This window comes from Pseudovibrio exalbescens DSM 16456 (genome assembly GCF_000422785.1).
Lineage (GTDB): Bacteria > Pseudomonadota > Alphaproteobacteria > Rhizobiales > Stappiaceae > Pseudovibrio > Pseudovibrio exalbescens.
This window is the reverse complement of the sequence record NZ_KE383919.1, coordinates 212,961-230,451: the sequence shown is the minus strand read 5'-3', so window position 1 is coordinate 230,451 and position 17,491 is coordinate 212,961. Positions and strand designations below refer to the sequence as shown.

18 protein-coding genes are annotated in these 17,491 nt (G+C 55.6%); 12 read left to right on the top strand and 6 right to left on the bottom strand.

Annotated features, from left to right (window positions below):
- Nucleotides 1–20 precede the first annotated feature (20 nt).
- The 4 genes from G512_RS21755 to G512_RS21740 are packed head-to-tail and all read left to right on the top strand — an operon-like array spanning nt 21 to nt 5,104.
- Complete coding sequence (locus G512_RS21755) at nt 21–1,388, top strand: capsule biosynthesis protein (protein WP_051269594.1); 1,368 nt, start codon at nt 21–23, stop codon at nt 1,386–1,388.
- Complete coding sequence (locus G512_RS21750) at nt 1,378–2,691, top strand: capsule biosynthesis protein (RefSeq protein ID WP_051269592.1); 1,314 nt, start codon at nt 1,378–1,380, stop codon at nt 2,689–2,691. The genes G512_RS21755 and G512_RS21750 overlap by 11 nt, the downstream gene beginning before the upstream one ends.
- A complete protein-coding gene (locus tag G512_RS22285; RefSeq protein WP_051269589.1) occupies nt 2,688–4,181 on the top strand; it encodes a capsular polysaccharide export protein, LipB/KpsS family in 1,494 nt (497 codons plus the stop codon). Before G512_RS21750 ends, G512_RS22285 begins: the two co-directional genes overlap by 4 nt.
- A gap of 29 nt (nt 4,182–4,210) precedes the next feature.
- A complete protein-coding gene (locus tag G512_RS21740) occupies nt 4,211–5,104 on the top strand; it encodes an SDR family NAD(P)-dependent oxidoreductase (RefSeq protein ID WP_162143392.1) in 894 nt (297 codons plus the stop codon).
- Nucleotides 5,105–5,129: 25 nt separating this feature from the next.
- On the opposite strand, the gene G512_RS0117930 is transcribed toward G512_RS21740, so the two are convergent.
- Both G512_RS0117930 and G512_RS0117925 read right to left on the bottom strand, forming a co-directional pair.
- Nucleotides 5,130–6,449, bottom strand: a complete 1,320-nt coding sequence (locus G512_RS0117930; RefSeq protein ID WP_028482900.1) for a UDP-glucose dehydrogenase family protein — start codon at nt 6,447–6,449, stop codon at nt 5,130–5,132.
- Nucleotides 6,450–6,671: 222 nt separating this feature from the next.
- Nucleotides 6,672–7,064, bottom strand: coding sequence for a hypothetical protein (locus tag G512_RS0117925; RefSeq protein WP_143181424.1), 393 nt, complete (start codon nt 7,062–7,064; stop codon nt 6,672–6,674).
- A 286-nt stretch (nt 7,065–7,350) separates the two neighbouring features.
- Between G512_RS0117925 and G512_RS0117920 the strand changes: the two genes are divergently transcribed.
- Nucleotides 7,351–8,037, top strand: coding sequence for a response regulator transcription factor (locus G512_RS0117920; protein ID WP_028482898.1), 687 nt, complete (start codon nt 7,351–7,353; stop codon nt 8,035–8,037).
- 106 nt (nt 8,038–8,143) lie between these two features.
- Here the strand turns inward: G512_RS0117920 and fliI are convergent, their stop codons facing one another.
- Genes fliI through G512_RS0117900 form a run of 4 tightly spaced genes read right to left on the bottom strand, consistent with a single transcriptional unit; the run spans nt 8,144 to nt 11,624 of the window.
- Nucleotides 8,144–9,460 carry a flagellar protein export ATPase FliI gene (gene fliI / locus G512_RS0117915; RefSeq protein WP_028482897.1) on the bottom strand — a complete coding sequence of 439 codons (1,317 nt, stop codon included), beginning with the start codon at nt 9,458–9,460 and terminating at the stop codon, nt 8,144–8,146.
- Complete coding sequence (locus G512_RS0117910; RefSeq protein ID WP_028482896.1) at nt 9,461–10,123, bottom strand: hypothetical protein; 663 nt, start codon at nt 10,121–10,123, stop codon at nt 9,461–9,463.
- 3 nt (nt 10,124–10,126) lie between these two features.
- Nucleotides 10,127–10,846 carry a flagellar basal-body rod protein FlgF gene (gene flgF / locus G512_RS0117905; protein WP_028482895.1) on the bottom strand — a complete coding sequence of 240 codons (720 nt, stop codon included), beginning with the start codon at nt 10,844–10,846 and terminating at the stop codon, nt 10,127–10,129.
- A 4-nt stretch (nt 10,847–10,850) separates the two neighbouring features.
- A complete protein-coding gene (locus G512_RS0117900) occupies nt 10,851–11,624 on the bottom strand; it encodes a DUF1217 domain-containing protein (protein ID WP_028482894.1) in 774 nt (257 codons plus the stop codon).
- Between the two features lie 152 nt (nt 11,625–11,776).
- On the opposite strand from G512_RS0117900, the gene motA reads away from it, so the two are divergent.
- The 7 genes from motA to G512_RS21725 all read left to right on the top strand — a co-directional run bounded on the left by motA (nt 11,777) and on the right by G512_RS21725 (nt 17,395).
- The gene (gene motA / locus G512_RS0117895; RefSeq protein ID WP_028482893.1) at nt 11,777–12,637 is read left to right on the top strand and encodes a flagellar motor stator protein MotA; all 861 of its coding nucleotides are present in this window, start codon (nt 11,777–11,779) and stop codon (nt 12,635–12,637) included.
- Between the two features lie 3 nt (nt 12,638–12,640).
- Nucleotides 12,641–13,618: a flagellar motor switch protein FliM gene (locus G512_RS21735; protein WP_081657548.1), complete on the top strand. Its 978-nt coding sequence runs from the start codon at nt 12,641–12,643 to the stop codon at nt 13,616–13,618.
- Nucleotides 13,599–14,279: a hypothetical protein gene (locus G512_RS22280; protein ID WP_051269583.1), complete on the top strand. Its 681-nt coding sequence runs from the start codon at nt 13,599–13,601 to the stop codon at nt 14,277–14,279. The genes G512_RS21735 and G512_RS22280 overlap by 20 nt, the downstream gene beginning before the upstream one ends.
- A gap of 172 nt (nt 14,280–14,451) precedes the next feature.
- Nucleotides 14,452–14,730 (top strand): flagellar motor switch protein FliN, encoded by a 279-nt coding sequence (fliN, locus tag G512_RS0117880; protein ID WP_228130537.1) that lies wholly within the window; start codon nt 14,452–14,454, stop codon nt 14,728–14,730.
- A gap of 17 nt (nt 14,731–14,747) precedes the next feature.
- Complete coding sequence (locus G512_RS0117875; protein ID WP_028482891.1) at nt 14,748–15,785, top strand: flagellar motor switch protein FliG; 1,038 nt, start codon at nt 14,748–14,750, stop codon at nt 15,783–15,785.
- A 45-nt stretch (nt 15,786–15,830) separates the two neighbouring features.
- Nucleotides 15,831–16,895 (top strand): flagellar biosynthesis protein FlhB, encoded by a 1,065-nt coding sequence (flhB, locus tag G512_RS0117870; protein ID WP_028482890.1) that lies wholly within the window; start codon nt 15,831–15,833, stop codon nt 16,893–16,895.
- Nucleotides 16,892–17,395: a hypothetical protein gene (locus G512_RS21725; RefSeq protein ID WP_208975060.1), complete on the top strand. Its 504-nt coding sequence runs from the start codon at nt 16,892–16,894 to the stop codon at nt 17,393–17,395. Before flhB ends, G512_RS21725 begins: the two co-directional genes overlap by 4 nt.
- Nucleotides 17,396–17,491: the final 96 nt, after the last annotated feature.

The following is a 17,491-nucleotide window of genomic DNA, read 5'->3' as shown; positions in this document are numbered from 1 at the left end:
GCAAGGGAGGCGCACGATCAATGGGGGACAAGCAGCGGGTCATATTGTTTCTGCAAGGTCCACCGTCGTTTTTCGCACGTGAATGGGCCGATGAACTGGAGCGCCGCGGTGCCCGTACCTTGCGCATCAACCTGTGCATCGGCGATTGGGTGTACTGGCGGGGCCGGCGCACGGTGTCCTATCGAGGCCCTTTGAAAAACTGGCGGTCCTATCTGGAAAATTTTCTGCGCCAGCACAGCGTGACGGACGTGGTGTATTATCAGGATCGTTTTCCTTATCACGCCATCGCCAACGAAGTGTGCGCGACGTTGAAGATCCCGTGTTACGCTTATGAGTTCGGCTATCTCAGGCCCGACTGGATCACGCTGGAACGTGATGGCATGGGAGCGTATTCACGGTTTCCGGAGGATCCGGCCCGCATTCGCGAACTGGCCAGGCAGCTTCCCAAAGCAGATCGGTCCATTGAATACCCGCATCCGTTCTTCAATGAAGCGTTTGGAGAGGTATTCTATCATCTGGCCAATTTCTTCTTTCCCTGGCCCTATCTGCGCTTTGATAGCGACAAGGTTTACAATCCCTTGGTGGAATACCTGGCGATGATCCCCAGGTTGCTGATGGCGCGGCGCAAGGATGAAAGCGCCAACATGCTGATTGAGGACGTGATTGAAGTTGCTGCAGGTTACTTCGTCGTGCCCCTTCAACTCCAGAGCGACTATCAACTGCGCTACAATGCCGGGTTTGACCATCTGAGTGAAGCTATAGATCAGGTCATGGCCAGCTTTGCGCGTACCGCACCCAAGGCTCAACATCTGGTTTTCAAGGTCCACCCGTTCGACAATGGGATTGAGCCGTGGACCGCCATTGTGCGCCGTTTGGCCCGCACCCATGGGCTCAAAAGGCGTGTACACGTCATAGATGGCGGTAACCTGGTGACCTTGCTCAAGTCCGCCCGCGGGGCCGTGATGGTCAACAGCACCACAGGGTTGCATGCGCTCCGGTTGGGGTGTCCCGTCAAGATCCTGGGTATTGCGATCTACGATATTGCAGGGCTGACAGCGCAGGGCAGTCTGGATCAGTTCTGGCAGAACCCGACACCGCCGGATCCCGAGCTGCTTGCGGATTTTGAAAAGGTGTTGGCCGCCACCATTCAGATCAAGGGCAATTTTTACACGCGAGAGGGGCGGCGGGCCGCTACAGTCACCGCGACGGACCGGCTGCTGTCGGGAACCATCAATCAGCCCGGCGCGCTTGAGCCGGTGGCCCCACGGCTCAAACGGGCGGCCGCACAAGGGATCCCGTTGCGGGCCGAGGACCAGATCGCCTCGCGTGGCCGTCGGACCAAAGAGGCCAGCGGGCCAAGCCTCGGGGAGCTGGAACATGAACATTGACGCCAGCGTTCTTGGGTCTGATGAACTGGCAGAACGCAGTTTTGTTTTCCTCCAGGGACCGTTGTCGCCGCTGTATCGCCGGGTTGGACGCAAGCTTGAGGCTGCTGGGGCGCAGGTGTGCCGGATCAACTTCTGTTTGGGCGATGCCTTGCACTGGCCTTCGTTGAATACTGTGCCATTCCGGGGGCGCCCGCGGCAATGGCCAGCGTTTTTTCGCGATGTTCTAAGGCACCTCAAGGCAACGGATCTGGTCTGTCATGGCGATCAGCGGCTGTACCATCGTCTGGCTATCGAAATGGCGAGGCGGGACGGGGTTCGGGTTCATGTCAGCGAGATGGGGTTGCTGCGTCCCGGATACATGACCTTGTGCAGGAATGGTCTGGGGTCAGCGTGCCCCATGCCGCGTGATCCGGTTCAAGTCCGGGCGCAGGCGCACATGCTGCGGAAAACAACTGCGTCCGGCGGGGAGTTTCCCACGCGGTTCACCATGCAAGCCTTGCCGGATGTGGTGTACAATCTGGCCAATTATTTCGATCTCTTGGCCTTCCCGCACTACCAAAAGCACACCCTTTATAACCCGGTGGTCGAGTATGGCCGCTGGATTGCCAAGTTGGTGGGTCGGCGACATCAGGAGCGACGTGCGGCTGCCGTGATGAAGAGATTGTGCGATGAGCCTGCCCCTCGCTTCCTGTTTCCCCTTCAACTGGAAGGTGATTTTCAAATCCGTACCCAATCCCAATTTGGCAGCATGATCCCGGCGCTTCGTCACGTAATGGAATCGTTCGCACGCTCAGCGCCAGCCAGCGCTCACCTTGTCGTCAAGGAACACCCCCTTGATGCCGGCTTTGAAGATTTTGGGGGCGTACTGAAGCGTCTTGCACGCAGTTTGGGATGCGCACAGCGGGTGCATTTCGTGCAAGGCGGGCCCATGCCGGCTTGGCTGGCGCTCTGCCATGGTGTGGTTACGGTCAACTCAACCGCAGGGCTCGAGGCATTGCAGGACGCCAAACCCGTCAAGTGTCTGTCGCCAACACTATATGATCTGCCGGGGCTGACCGATCAGCAAACCTTGGATGGGTTCTGGCGCAATCCGGTAAAGCCCGAGATGGACCTGCTTCAAGACTTCCTGAAGGTGCTGATCGCGCAAACGCAGGTGCCCGGATCCATCCATCATCCGGGTGGTCTGACAACAGCAGTGGAGAGTTTTGTTTCCAAACTCGCCTGCACCTTTGAGCCGCACCAGGAAACGTCGGGGCTGCAGCCCGATCTTCAGGCTCACTATGAAAGTGAGGGTCGTGCATGATCGGCGTGCATTGTTTTGAAGGTCAAAGTCGGCGCTGGCTGAAGGCGCTGGGCATCTTGACCGGTTTGAACCCCGCGCTTGCTGTCTCTCGCCCCATGGCGCGGGCGGGGATCGTTGCCGCTGAATCTCCCCAGTTGGTCGAAGCGGTGAGATGGAGCCTTGAGGCGGACAAGCCTTTGTGGGTGTGGCAAGCCAAGGGTGTCCAGCAACCGGAGCATGTGCATGGCGAGTGGTTGTTGAACTGCAAAATCATCAACTACAATAAGTCGTTAGGAAAGAAAGCGGACTCTTTTTTTGAGGGGCTTGAGAAAGCACTGGAGCAGGCCCCTGAACGTTTTGTTCTTTCCGGCGGCGAGATCCTTGAGCCCAAAGAGGGGGCGTGGCTATGGCAGGCGCGCGCGCGCCACATCGAGGAGGCTTGTGCACCGCTGGTGTGTCTGGGCGTGAAGGCGTGGAACCACCGCTCCATGAGCCACCTTTTGGGCAATGGCCAGAATGTCACCTTTGTGTCCAGCGCCGATCAGGCTCTGGACACTGCAAGGCGTCTTGGCGGTCCGTTGGTGGTATGGGGCATGCAACAATCCGATGAGGTTTTGGCCAGATTTCGAGCCGCAGATATACCGGTTCGCAGGATTGAAGATGGGTTCATACGGTCCGTCGGGTTGGGGGCCGGTTTGGTGGCCTGTTCGTCCATCGCGATGGATGATGAGGGGCTGTATTATGCGCCCACAACGAACAGCCGGCTGTTTCGCCTCTTGTCGTCCTTCAAGTTCTCACAGCACCAGCGTGAAAGAGGCCTCACACTCAAGCGATTGTTGAGTGAAAGCCGGGTCACGAAATATAACCTGACCGGCAAGACCTTGTGGCAACCGGCGGATCGCAGCCGAGAAATCATTCTGGTTCCGGGGCAGGTGGCGGACGACATGGCGGTCCGGCGCGGCGTTTCAGATCGGTTGGCGTCTCAGTCAGACGAGAACATCAACATTCAGTTGTTGCAGGCCGTGCGTGAGGACTATCCGCAGGCCCATATCGTGTACAAACCCCACCCAGACGTGGTCAGTGGCTTGCGCAAAGGCCATATCGACGCCCCGCAAGCACAAGGGTTGTGCGACGAAGAGATCGGGCGAGCGGACCTCATTCATCTGATAACTCAGTGTGATCGGGTCGCGACACTTTCCTCGCTCACCGGTTTCGAGGCATTGATCCGCGATAAGCCGGTGACGACCTATGGCCTGCCTTTTTATGCGGGATGGGGGTTGACGGAGGACAGAACGCGTTCCTCTGCGCGCACACGAACCCTGAAATTGGAGGAACTGATTTACCTCGTACTGGTGGAATACACTCGCATGATCGACCCGCTCACCTTGAGCATTACGACACCGGAGCGCCTGATCCGGCGATTGGCACAACTCAGGGAACGGCGGCAAAACCAATCATGGCGTTGGGTCTTGCAGCAGGTGTCTTGGGCTGGACGCCGTTTGGGTATTTGAGCAAAGGCACAGCGAGGGAAGGCGACCACATGGCGAAACAGCCGCAAACCATCGTGATAACCGGCGCAAGTGGCGGCATCGGCAGCGAGCTTGCCTTGGCCTACGCCGCGCCGGGCCGTCGGCTGGCCCTCTTGGCTCGAAATCGGCATAAGCTTGAAACACTGGCACTGCGGTGTTCAGATGCCGGGGCTCATGTCCATCTCATCACGATGGATGTGCGTGATCGTCTGGCTTTGCGCCGCACACTGAAAGCCTTTGATGACCAGTACCCGGTGGACGTTCTGATAGCCAATGCCGGGATTACCTGTGGTGTCGCGCCGTCTACCGGTTTGGAAGATCCTGAAGAGGCTCACCGGCTGACCGAGGTAAACTATACGGCTGCTGTCGAGGCGGCAGAAGCGGTGCTTCCGGGCATGCGGGCGCGCAATTGCGGTCAGATAGTTTTCCTCTCGTCGCTGGCAGGGCTGCGCGCCTTGCCCGATATGCCAAGCTACAGCGCGACCAAAGCGGCTGTAGCGGCATACGGAGCCGCCCTGCGCGGTCAGCTGCGCGGAACAGGGATCCATGTTTCAGTGGTGTTTCCCGGCTTTGTCACCAGTGCCATGTCACAGCGTCATCAGGGACCCAAGCCCCTCGAGATCTCGGCCGTCCGAGCCAGCAAGAAGATCTTAAAGGGAATACAACGCCGCCGCTCGGTAATCGCTTTTCCGAAGATCTTGGTTGGCTTGATCTGGTTGCAGAAAACATTTCTCATTCCCCGGCTCTCTGATTGGACAATGAGCTGGTTTCCCGCTCGTATTGATCCCGATCCCAGCTACAGCGCAGTACCGGACCCGGATCAGGCTCATAAAACGGTCAAGCCTCAGGGGGCGGAAGGGGAGGCAAACAAAAAACCCGCCAGCACTATGCCAGCGGGTTTTTGAGAACTGTTTTGCCTGTAGCCAATGCCTACCGGATTTCTTGTGCCGGACGGCCCACACAGAAATAGGAAAAGCCGTGCCGTTCCAACTCGTCCCGGCCGTAAATGTTCCGTAGATCAACCAGAACCGGGGTTTTCATCAGGGACTTCAGGCGGGTAAAGTCCAGCGCGCGAAAGGCGTTCCATTCCGTCACAATCACCAGGGCGTCCGCATCCTGCGCAATCTCGTAGGCATCTGTACCGAACGTGACATTGTTCATCAGTTCGGCTGCGCTTTCCATGCCTTCAGGGTCATAAGCGTGAATGGCCGCGCCCTTGTCTTGTAAAGCCTGAACGATGGACAGGGCCGGGCTGTCGCGCATGTCGTCCGTGTTGGGCTTGAAGGTGAGGCCAAGAATGGCAATCTTCTTGCCGCGCACGTTGCCGCCAACAGCCTCTTGAACCTTACGGGACATGGAACGCTTACGCTGATCGTTGATGGAACATGTGGTTTCAATAAGACGAACAGGCGAAGAGTTATCCTGAGCTGTTTTGACGAGAGCCAGCGTATCCTTTGGGAAGCATGAGCCACCATAACCGGGACCGGCATGAAGGAACTTGGAGCCAATGCGGTTGTCGAGGCCAATGCCGCGGGCCACATCCTGCACGTCGGCACCAACAGCTTCGCTCAAATCTGCTATTTCGTTGATGAAGGTAATCTTCATGGCAAGAAATGCATTGGCGGCATACTTGATCAGTTCTGAGGAACGCCGTGAGGTGAACAGAATTGGTGACTGGTTCAAATAAAGCGGCCGGTAAACTTCCGTCATGACCTCACGGGCACGCTCACCTGTCACGCCAACAACAATTCGGTCAGGCCGTTTGAAATCGTCGATCGCTGCCCCTTCACGCAAAAACTCCGGGTTGGATACCACGTCGAATTCAGCAGACGGGTTGGTTTCTCGAATGATGCGCTCGACTTCATCACCCGTGCCAACGGGCACGGTGGACTTGGTTACAACAACCGTAAATCCATCAAGGGATGCTGCGATTTCTCGCGAGACGTCATACACAAAGCTAAGGTCTGCATGGCCATCACCACGCCGAGACGGTGTGCCGACAGCGATGAACACAACATCGGCTTTCTGGACGGCGCTGGGCAGATCGGTGGTAAAGGTAAGGCGACCTTCGTCACAGTTTCGTTTTACCAGTTCATCAAGGCCCGGCTCGAATATGGGGATCTGACCGCGCTTCAGGCCTTCAATCTTCTCGGCTGCCTTGTCAACGCAGATTACTTCGTGTCCAAAGTCTGCAAAGCATGCCCCCGAAACGAGGCCCACATAGCCACTGCCAATGACTGATATGATCATGGTCGCTCCTGTTGTCGGCACAAAGCCGATCTGTCGTGCCAGTATGTTTGGCAGAACGCTTATCGCGATCCTGTGACCAAGAAAAGTCTTTCGTCGCCTTAAAGGGTATGGGTGGGGACAAGAACCATAGAACTGTCACAGAAGAAAGGGGACTGCACACTTCATAGGAGTGGTTGGGGGGCGCAATCCGGGTCGTCACAACGCTGTTGTGACGGGGCCGGCTCATTTAGTGAGGGCGTAATAAAGCCCTTTTAGCGCCCTCAGGTCCTTGGCGGTGAATGTGTGTATGTCGCACGGCTCAGAGACAAAGCAAACGCCAGCTTCTGATTTATTCTTCCAAACCACCTCAAACAACGCAATTTTACTATCATCATCAAAGTAGAGTTGCCCCTGCTTTGGGACGTCTGTTGTCTCGCTTACCAGCAACCGGGCGCCTTTGCGGGTCCGATCGCGCACGATGCATTCTGCCACAAATTGGTCATTAAGATCGCAAAGCTTACCTTCTCTAAAGCGAATCCTTTGCCGATTCTCGCTGCGTCGTTCCATAAAACTGCGAAATTCCCTGATTTTTATCCCATAAAATTTAAAGGGCATCGTTGAATGGGTTTTTTCCATCGCGCCCAATTCATGTCACGTTCTGTCGTGCAAAGCTTGCCACAAACTGACCATTCGCCGGTTAATAAGGCAGGCTTCCTTGTTGAGATTCCGAAAGGATTCCGTTTCGAGGGAAAAATAGAATAAAATTTTATATAAATCTCTATAGATTTTTCCAAGATTAAATTGGTTAACAAAGTGTTAACCTCTTATATAAACTAAATAATTTCACAAAAACATAAATTGACAGGGCAGAATGAACTGTATTAGTGCCAATGGTGTCCGTGGGGTATTTGGATTTGGGGTTATGTATCTAATTGTAGATGAACAGGAGCTTGTGACTGAAGGTTATACCTCTGGTTTCAAGCGTGAAGGAATTTCTTCTAGCGGTTTTAATCCGTCAGAGTTTCATGACTGGATTAGCTCCGCGCCGGAGACGGATTTTGAAGCGGTTGAAGCCATCTTGATCGGTGACTGCATTGACCGCGAACAATATCCGGAAATCATCCGCCGTCGATGTGGCCAGAAGCCTGTGATCGCACTCAACAGCACGACTCAGCTTGAACAGACCTTGAAACTGTTTGCTGCAGGCGTGGATGATGTGGTCCGCAAGCCGGTGCATGTTCAGGAAATACTGGCCCGGGTCAATGCCATCAAACGCCGGACCCAGACCCAGTCTGTCCAAGTGGATCTGGGAGATCTGACCGTGTTTTTTGACGGCCGTGATCCGCAGGTTAGCGGCGATACATTACCACTGCCGCGCCGTGAGCGCCGTATTCTGGAATATCTGGCGCAGAACAATGGTCGTCGTCTGACCAAGGCGCAGATCTACAATTTTGTCTATGGCATCTTCGAAAGCGAAGTGGATGAGAACGTGATCGAAAGTCACATCAGCAAGCTGCGTAAAAAACTGCGCAAGCGCTTGGGCTATGATCCGATCGATTCAAAGCGCTATCTGGGATACATCATCAACACGACGCAAGAGGCGCGCTGACGTCGCCTCACCCAAGACATCACCACCACAATCCATCATGAAAAGGCCCGCCTGATTGAACCAAGGCGGGCCTTTTTTGTTGCGATTGCAGAGGGGAAGAGGGCAGCTACAGCATTTGGGCCAGCTCGGTGAAGGCGTCCGTGCTGGAAGGGTCTGTAGAGCTCTGTGAGAGCGCCTTGTAGAGCTTGGGTACGATCTCTAAGGCTTGATCAAGGAACGGCTCCACGCCCTGTTTGTAGCCGCCCATCATGCGCAAGTCTTTCGTGTCTTCGAATTTGGCTACCATGGCCCGCAATTTCAGAACCAGATCACGTTCTTGCGGCGACCAGGCGTGTTGCGCCAGACGAGAAACCGATTGCAGGATGTTAACCGCCGGATACCGGCCATCCTCGGCAATGTGTCGGTCGAGAACAATATGCCCGTCCAAGAGGCCGCGGATGTTGTCAGCAACCGGATCATTGTGATCATCACCGTCCACCAGGACGGAGATGACGGCAGTAATCATGCCGGTTCCCTCAACGCCCGGTCCGGTGCGCTCCAGCAACGCCGGAAGTTCCGTGAACACGCTGGGCGGATAGCCGCGTGATACGGCGGGTTCTCCAGCTGCCAGTGCCACATCGCGCAAAGCGTGGGCATAGCGGGTGATGCTATCCAGCACCAACAGGACAGAATCGCCCTGATCACGAAAGTATTCTGCCACGGATACGGCTGTTTTGGGCGCCAGGCGGCGCATCATTGGGCTTTCATCGCCAGTTGCAACAACAACGACGGATTTGCCCATCTGCTCGCCAAGTGTTTCTTCGATAAACTCGCGCACTTCGCGGCCGCGCTCACCGATCAGGCCAATCACCACAGTATCGAAGGAATTGCTTCGGGCGATCATCGACAGGGTAGTGGATTTGCCCACGCCAGAACCTGCGAAAATTCCAAGGCGCTGACCGTGCAGCATCGGCGTGAATATGTCGAGGACACGTACGCCGGTCCGAGCATGTTCGGTTACCCGCTTTCTTTGAATGGCGGGAGGTGGGGGCCGATTGAAAGGAACTTCTTCCGCGCCGCGCTTGAGGGGATCAAGCATGTCCACGGGTTTGCCCATGGCATTGATGACGCGGCCCTTCCAGCTTGGGTCTGGCCGCAGGCACAACTCTCCTGCGCGTTTGATGCGTGTTCCCAAACCCAGATCGTTGCGCGGAGAATACGGTTTGACGATGACGCTTTCGGCGTCGATCTTGATGATTTCACCGAAGCAGGTTTCACGGCCATTGTTGAAGGAGACCTGATCACCCAGGTTGACACCGCTTGAAAGGCCACGAACGCGCAAGTAGTTGGATGTTACTTCGCTCAGGATGCCGGTTACATCAATGTCCCATGCATCAGATGGCACATGCCGTGTCAGCTTTTGCAGCCGCTCCAGATCGTGCATTTACGACTCGCCCAGATGTTTGGCCTGCAGTTGCCGGAGAACGTCTTCTGGGAACACATTGCGCGGGTCGTTTGCCAGTCCTGCAAGGTCAGGTACCGGTGTTTCCTCGGCCTGTTTTTCCCGCGCCGCGTTCGCTTCGCTGTCATCGGAGGCAGATGGCATCAGGCCCGAAACGTCTGGGGCTACTGCTGCCTGCTTAGCTGCTGCCATGCCCACGTTGCCAAACAGCGCGGGAATATCTTTCACGCCGTTCTCATAGGAAACGCCAGCCACGTCAGTGGGCAGGGCATCGGCTTCAAGCGTGGCAAGTTTTTGCGACAGGGCATCGGCGCCAGACTCTGCAACCATGGTTTCCTGCTCAAGCTCGCCGGTGACGGACATTTGAACCATGTTGGCCGCCATCAGACCCACCATGCCCACAGGACCGCCCAGCAAGCCGAACAGGCTGCTCCCGATCGCACGGGAGCGAACGGAGGCTTCATCCCCTGTGAAATTCTGATAGAGCGTGTTGATTCCCGGAATGTGTTGCAACGGATTCAGGATATCGATGAACTCATCCATGGTGAAATCGGGAGCAGGGGCAGCCTCGTGGCCCTGCGCCTGTTCATTCAGCCGGTTGATCATCGGGCTGCCGGTATTCGTCGAGACTCCATCCACATACATGGGTCAGCCTCCCAACTGGCGGATTGCATTCTGCCGAGCCGATTCAGCAGTCTGCATCGCATTGTTCGTGCTCTCGAACGCGCGCGTGATTTCGATCATGCGAGAGATTTCCATGATCGCGTTCACGTTGGAACCTTCAACATAGCCCTGTTCAAGGCCGTTCTCCGTGAACTCGAAAATCGGTTGGGCATCCTGATCCGGCACGACGGCCGAGTTGCCCATGCGGGATAGTTTGGCTCCCTCCGGAATCTCATAGAGACCGATAACCGCCACACGCTGGTCGTTTTGGAAAACGGACCCATCGCGCAGGATGTTCGGTGTGCCGCCGGCCGGATCCAGAGCAATGGGACCACCGCCGGCATCAAGAATGGGGTTGCCCTCAACCGTGCGAAGCAAGCCGTCCACCGAAATCTGCATGCGTCCATCGCGGGTGTAGGCGACGCCGTTGCCGGTTTCAATGCCCAGCCAGCCTTGGCCGGCAATGGCCACGTCCAGCGGGTTGCCGGTTTGTTTGATCGGTCCAGCCTGCCGGTTGATGTAAGTCTGTCCTTCAGAGGCGAAGGAGACTGGATCAAGCCCGGCCCGATTGACTTCGGTGCTGAACTTGACCGCATCCGCCCGATAGCCCGCTGTATCCATGTTCGCAACGTTGCGTGCCACCGTTTCAAGGCGGCGTTCCAAGGCCAACTGACCTGAAAGCGAGACGTAAAGCGACGATTCCATAGCTTTAACCTCCAAACTTGAGGGAGTTGACCTGCAGCAGAAGGTCCGGATTTACACCGGGTCCCGTATTCTGAAACAGCGATAAGGTTGGTGCCGATGAGACGTTGTTCTGAACATCGTAGAGATTGGTGAACTTCGTCAGAAACTCACCCAATTGTTCGGGGTCCTTCAAGCTTTCCAGATCCAGACGCTGGTCGATGTAGTCTGCCTGGCGATCCACATCCGTGCCAACCATTGATTCCGGCATGCCGATGGCCGTACGCACCACTGCATAAAGGGCCTGATCCGCCAGAATGTCATAGGCGGTGTTGATCTCTGGTGCCTTGCGCTGGAAGTAGAGAGCCAGACGCACTCCTTCGTTCTGCGCGCCTTCCTGCTCCTCCAGTGTTTGAAGGATGTAGGAATCGACGATTTCCTGCTGCGCCCGATCAAAGTTGGTCGCAGTTCCGCCGTAGGCTTCGAAATTGAAGGCCTTTGCGAACTCATAGTAGCGCTTGTCATTCAGACGGTTGGCGTAGCTGTCCTTGTCCTGAATACCTTGTTCAAGCACGTCGCGCATGAGGCCCTTGGCATAGGCCATGTCGCCCAGCCCCTTTGCCTTCATGGCGTATGTGAAGATGCGATCGTCCTCGAGAAACTGGTCGATCGTTTTGATATTGCGAATGTTTTCCAGATAGTACTGGCTTTCACGGTCGACGATCGGGTCCTCGGAGGTCCGCTTGATCGTCGACCCCATGTCGCGTGTCAGCATGGTGTAACGCAGCGCTGTATCAAGCATAGGGCACCTCAAGATTACTAAAATCTCCGACAACCTAGGGCTGATTGCTTGCCTGAAACTGATTTGGGGTCTGTTCGGTGCGCCAGTTTCAGACAAGCCAGTGCCTCTAGAACGTTCTCAATCTGGAATTGGCTCGAAGAGTGGAGCGCGTTTTGAATATTATTGTCGGTTTGGTGATCGTGATCGGGTCGTTGCTCGGTGGTTACATGGCAATGGGTGGTCATCTTGGCGTGCTATGGCAACCCTTCGAGTTCGTAATCATTGGCGGTGCTGCTTTTGGGACATTTGTTGTCGGGAACTCCTTCAAGACAATAAAGGACACGGGGCGAGGCATCGTTCAGGCTTTCCAATATGCCGTGCCGAAGAAGCGGGATCACCTTGATACGCTGAGTGTGCTTTATGGTCTCATGCGCACGCTGCGCGCCAAGGGGCGCAACGACGTGGAAGCCATTATTGATAATCCGCATGAATCGGAACTGTTTCAGCGCTTTCCCAGCGTTTTGGGTAATGAATCCCTGACCAGCTTCATCTGCGATTACTTCCGCCTGATCGTGATTGGCAATGTGCGCCCCCATGAGATTGAAGCCCTCATGGATGAAGAGCTGCATACCATCGGTCGGGAAGAGTTGAAGCCTTACCATGCATTGAGCACGTTGGCCGAAGCCTTGCCTGCATTGGGTATTGTTGCTGCAGTGCTGGGTATCATCAAGGCGATGGGCGCCATTGATCAGGAGCCCGAAATTCTAGGTGCGCTTATCGGTGCTGCGCTGGTCGGAACTTTCCTCGGTATCTTCCTGTCCTACGGCATCGTCAGCCCTATCGGGCAAAAGATCAAACAGGTTCGTGAGCGCCGCTATCGCCTCTACATCGAAGTCAAGCAAACCCTTCTGGCCTTCATGAATGGTGCAGCTCCGCAGATTGCTTTGGAGCACGGTCGCAAGACCATCTCCGCAGATGCGCGCCCAACCATTGATGAAGTTGAAGAAGAGACAATGAACGCAGGAGCCGCTTAACCCATGCAGTACGAAAGCGATGTGATCGAGCCGGGCACCTATGATGACAGTGAAGAAGATAACGGGGCAAAGTTTGACTTGCCTCAGCGTCTTCTCGATGCGGCAGGTATCGGCGTTGATCGGTTGCCCATGCTGCACGTTGTTTTCGACCGCATGGCGCGCCAATACATAGACATCTTGCGTCAGATGGCAGCGTCAGCTCCGTACATCGCGGTTCAGTCCGTGCGCAATGATCGCATTGGTGATGCGCTGGATGTCTATGAAGACAAGGCCATTATTGCGGTTTTGCATGCTCAGGAGTGGGATGCGCGCATTCTGCTGGGTTTTGACAAGCAATTCATCTTTTCCATGGTGGAGCTGCTGCTCGGCGGCGATGGGGAAGAGGAGCCGTTCATCGAGGATCGGGCCCTGACCAGTGTGGAGCAGCGCCTCGCACACAAGATGTTTACCGAAGCGGCGCAGGCAATGGCCAGCGCCTTCGAAGCGATTGCGGATGTCACGTTGAAGGTAGAGCGCCTGGAAACGCGCACCGAGTTCGCGCAAACCGGTCGGCGCAGCAACCAGTGTGTCGTTTGTCAGATGGCCGCCGAGCTTATCGGGCGCGAAGGCGAGATCTTCATTGTAATTCCGCAGTCGGTTCTGAACCCGCTGCGACAGAACCTGACACAGGTCCTTTCCGGCGAAGTTGCAGGACGGGATACCCGCTGGACGAAACAGTTCCAGCACGAAATTCAAAAAACAGAGGTGAAGCTCACGGCTGTGCTTGAAGAGCAGCGCCTGACTTTGGATGAGGTAGCTCAATTCGAGGTCGGTCTTGTGCTTGAGCTTAATGCAACACCCAAAACACCTGTGCGGCTGGAGTGCAACAGACAACCCCTGTTCAACTGTAAACTGGGACAGGTTGCTGGGTCCTATACCGTCCGAATTGATGAGTTGATCCAGCAAGATGGAGACCTTCTAGATGACATCATATCTAATTGACGGATTTTTATTTCTCGCGCTTTTGCTCACCACGTGGCGGGTGGTGCTCATGTACAGGCAGCTGCGGGTCATGGCATCGCATCATGAAGACTATCAGCGGGTCTTTGATCAGACATCGGACGCGATGGATGCCATTAGCGTCACGCTGCAAGAGCTGCGTGTTCGTGGTGAAGAAATCTCCAATACCTTGAGCGAGCGTATCGATACCGCCAAGGAAACAACCGTGGATATGAACTCGGTCATCCATAAGGCTCATGAGGAAATGAGCCATTTGCAAGAATATGTCGACTGGCTTCAGGCGGCCGCAGACAAGGTTGGAGTAGACCTGTCTCATGTTGATGCCCGCGTTCCGGATCGCCCGGCAGGCCGAGGCGCTCGAAGCGCCGCGCCGCGCAGCCGGTTGCACGCCGGTCAGGGCCGCGCGATGCAGGGTGCGGCGAAGCCGGATGCCTCTCACAAGGCGCAGGGTGCCGCAGCGGGCCGCGCTGCAGGTGGTGCGGCCGCTGGGGGCAAGTCGGAGGCGGGTACGGCACCTGCAGGAAAGGCCGGGGAGGGTCAGTCTGGTGAGGCTGTCTCAGCGGTTAACAAACAGAATTTGCGTGTGCGCAAGGTAAGCTTTGGACAGGCTGCGCCGTTTAGAAGCGTAAATGTCAAAGACTAAACTAACAATTCTCTTGGAGTGATTGGCTATGAGCGGTTCCAACGATATGACCAGCGATGAGGCTCTGGCCCTGCAGTGGGAAGCTGCTGCTGCCGAAGCCGATATGAGCATGGAAGAGGCAATGGCTGCAACGCCAGCCGCTTCAACCTCTCAGGCGCAGGATAGCGATGGCATGAGCGATTCCAACGTGGATCGCAATCTGGATGCCGTGCTTGGCATTCCGGTTGACATGCAGGTCGTGCTGGGCTCCGCCACCATGCCGGTTGCAAGCTTGTTGAAGTTGGGCCGTGGCGCTGTCATCCCGCTCGATCACCGTGTGGGTGAGCCAGTCAATATCGTGGTGAACGGGCGAACGGTTGCCCGAGGTGAGATCGTGGTTGTTGAAGATGATAATTCACGGTTCGGCGTCTCTCTGACAGAGATTGTGGGCGCCAAGGGTAGTTACGCGTAAGGCGATAGGGAAGCAGCATGAACAAAGCGCTTCAGGTTCAAGGAACCGGAACAGCGGTGGCTGTTCACAAATCCGGGACACAAAAGGCCGCAGCCCTGCTTTTGGCGATGGGCAACGAGAAGGCGACACGGGTGCTCAAGCATTTCGACAATGACGAGATGCGTCTGATCATCCGGTCGGCGGCCGAACTGGGGACGGTGCCAGCAAATGAACTTGAGGAACTGATTGAAGAGTTCATCGAACTGTTTTCCGGCGGTGTAAACCTGTTTGGTACGGCAGAGGGCGCTGAAGGTCTCCTCAGAGGGATCCTGCCGGAAGAGCAGGTTGCCGAGATCATGTCCGATGTCATGGGGTATTCCAAACGCTCCATATGGGACAAGGTCTCTCAGATCTCGGAGCACGTGCTGTCGACCTATCTGCAAAAGGAGCATCCGCAGACGGCTGCTTTCATTCTGTCAAAAATTTCGCCGAATGCTGCAGCGGGTGTCATCTCGCAAATTCCGCGGCGCAAGAGAAATGAGATCGTCCGCCGCATGCTGACCCTCAAGCCAATTGTTGAGGACGTGATGGACGAAGTGCAAAAAACACTCCATGAAGACTTCATGGTCAACTTCGCCCGTACTGTGGGTACGGATGCGCATGCGCGGATGGCGGACATCCTCAACAAGATGGAACGCGACGATCTTGAGGACACGTTGGACAATCTTCGGGAAGTGCTGCCCAAGTCGGCGGAACAGCTCGCAGGTCTTCTGTTCACGTTCGACGATATCGTCAATCTGGATCAGCGTACACGGATGGCAATTTTCGACGACATCAATACGGACGTCATCACTTTGGCTCTGAAGGGAACCGAGCCAGACTTCCGCGATGCGATCCTGTCGTCCATTTCTTCGCGCGCCAAACGTATTGTCGAGAACGACCTGGCCTCCGGCGAGCCATCACCACAGCGTGAGGTATTCGATGCCCGTCGCCAGATCACCGATCTGGCTTTGGAAAAAGCGAACAGCGGAGAGATCGAGCTCGACCTGGGACGTAGCGAAGAGGTCTACATCTAATCCGGCATGCCGGTTTTCATGGGCGGCTAGTTCAGGCGGGTGGGCATGTCGGAAGATCAGGATAAAGAGAGTAAAACAGAAGAGCCTACGGAGAAGCGAATCCGGGATGCCATTGAGAAAGGCAATATCCCGGTATCGAAGGAAGCCTCCGTTCTCGCGTCTTTCGTAGGCATGATGTTTATTCTGACTTTCATGCTTAACGACGCTGGTGCCGGCTTTTCGGGCTTTTTACGTTGGTTCCTCGACAATCCTGGCGAGATACGCATGCTCAGCGATGAGGATGCGGTGGAATTGCTGTATATCGTGTCCTTGGAGTTCGGTCGGTTTTTCATGCCGATCGCGGGTCTCTTGATCATTCTTGGACTGGCCGCCTCATTCTTGCAAAACGCACCGCGCCTGGTCCTGGATCGCATTCAGCCGAAACTGAATCGTATTTCTCCGATCAAGGGGTTCGGCCGCATCTACAGCATGAATGGCTTCATGGAGTTTGTTAAATCCCTGATAAAGCTGAGCATCGTTGGGGCGGTTGCATTGATTGTGTTGCGGTCTCAGCAGGCGGTGGCACTTACTGCCATGTATCAGGACCCTTCGCTATTGCCGCAGACCATTTTGCAGATCGCGATCAAGTTGCTCTCGGCCATTTGTGTTGCAACGATTGCGTTGGTCGGCTTCGATCTGGTGTTGGCACGGTTCCAGTGGCGCAAGAACTTGCGTATGACGCGGCAAGACATCAAGGACGAGTACAAGCAGGCAGAAGGGGATCCCATCCTCAAGGCACGCATGCGGTCGCTGGCGCGCGACCGGGCGCGCAAGCGGATGATGTCCAGTGTAGCCGAAGCGACGGTGGTGGTCGCCAACCCGACGCACTTTGCCGTCGCGTTGCATTATGATCGTGGTGAGAATTCAGCGCCCCGAGTGACCGCGAAAGGGCAAGATCTCGTTGCGCTCAAGATCAAGGAGATCGCCTATCAAAACGATGTCCCTGTGGTTGAAAACAAGGAACTGGCGCGCGGGCTGCATGCAGCCGTAGCGGTAGATCAATATATTCCCCCTGAATATTACAGGGCAGTTGCAGAAATTATTTCTTACGTGTATGTGAGTAGAAGATGAGTAGATGTGTAGCCGCGCGTAAGGATGCCATGCGGACATTTCCATTAGCCGAAAGTCTAGTCGACGCGAGCGAAGTAGATACGACGGTTACCGAACATGCAGAGCGCGAGGCTTTGCTTGCAGAAGCCATTCGGCCGTTGGCCGCCGAACTGCGCCTTGTCGATTTGAATTGCCTTGCACGGCATATTCTTGGGCATGAGACCGGCAATATCGCCGATTTGATCGAGTCCTCCTGTGAGCTTTATTTCAAGGACGGGACGATCAGTTACGCGGGCACGGCGACCATTGATCTCAATTGGTCGGGCGATCAGTCCGTATGCTTTCATCTCAACTTTCAGAATAACGGCGTGACTGTGATGTTTGAATTGTTCCTGTTGCCGCTCAAGTCGGCCGTGGACGTCAAGTTCATCGCGTTTGATCGTTTGGAGCGTGACGTGCTGGACAATTCGCAGCGGTTTCGTGATGCACTGGAAGATGCAGTCCTGTCCGGACAATCCTGAGTTCCTGAAAGTGGGGAAGGGCGTGTGGCTCGCACTTGGTGCGGGCCTTTTTTATTGGTGTGTCCTGCTTTGGGTACGGGCATCTGGTGCCATCAA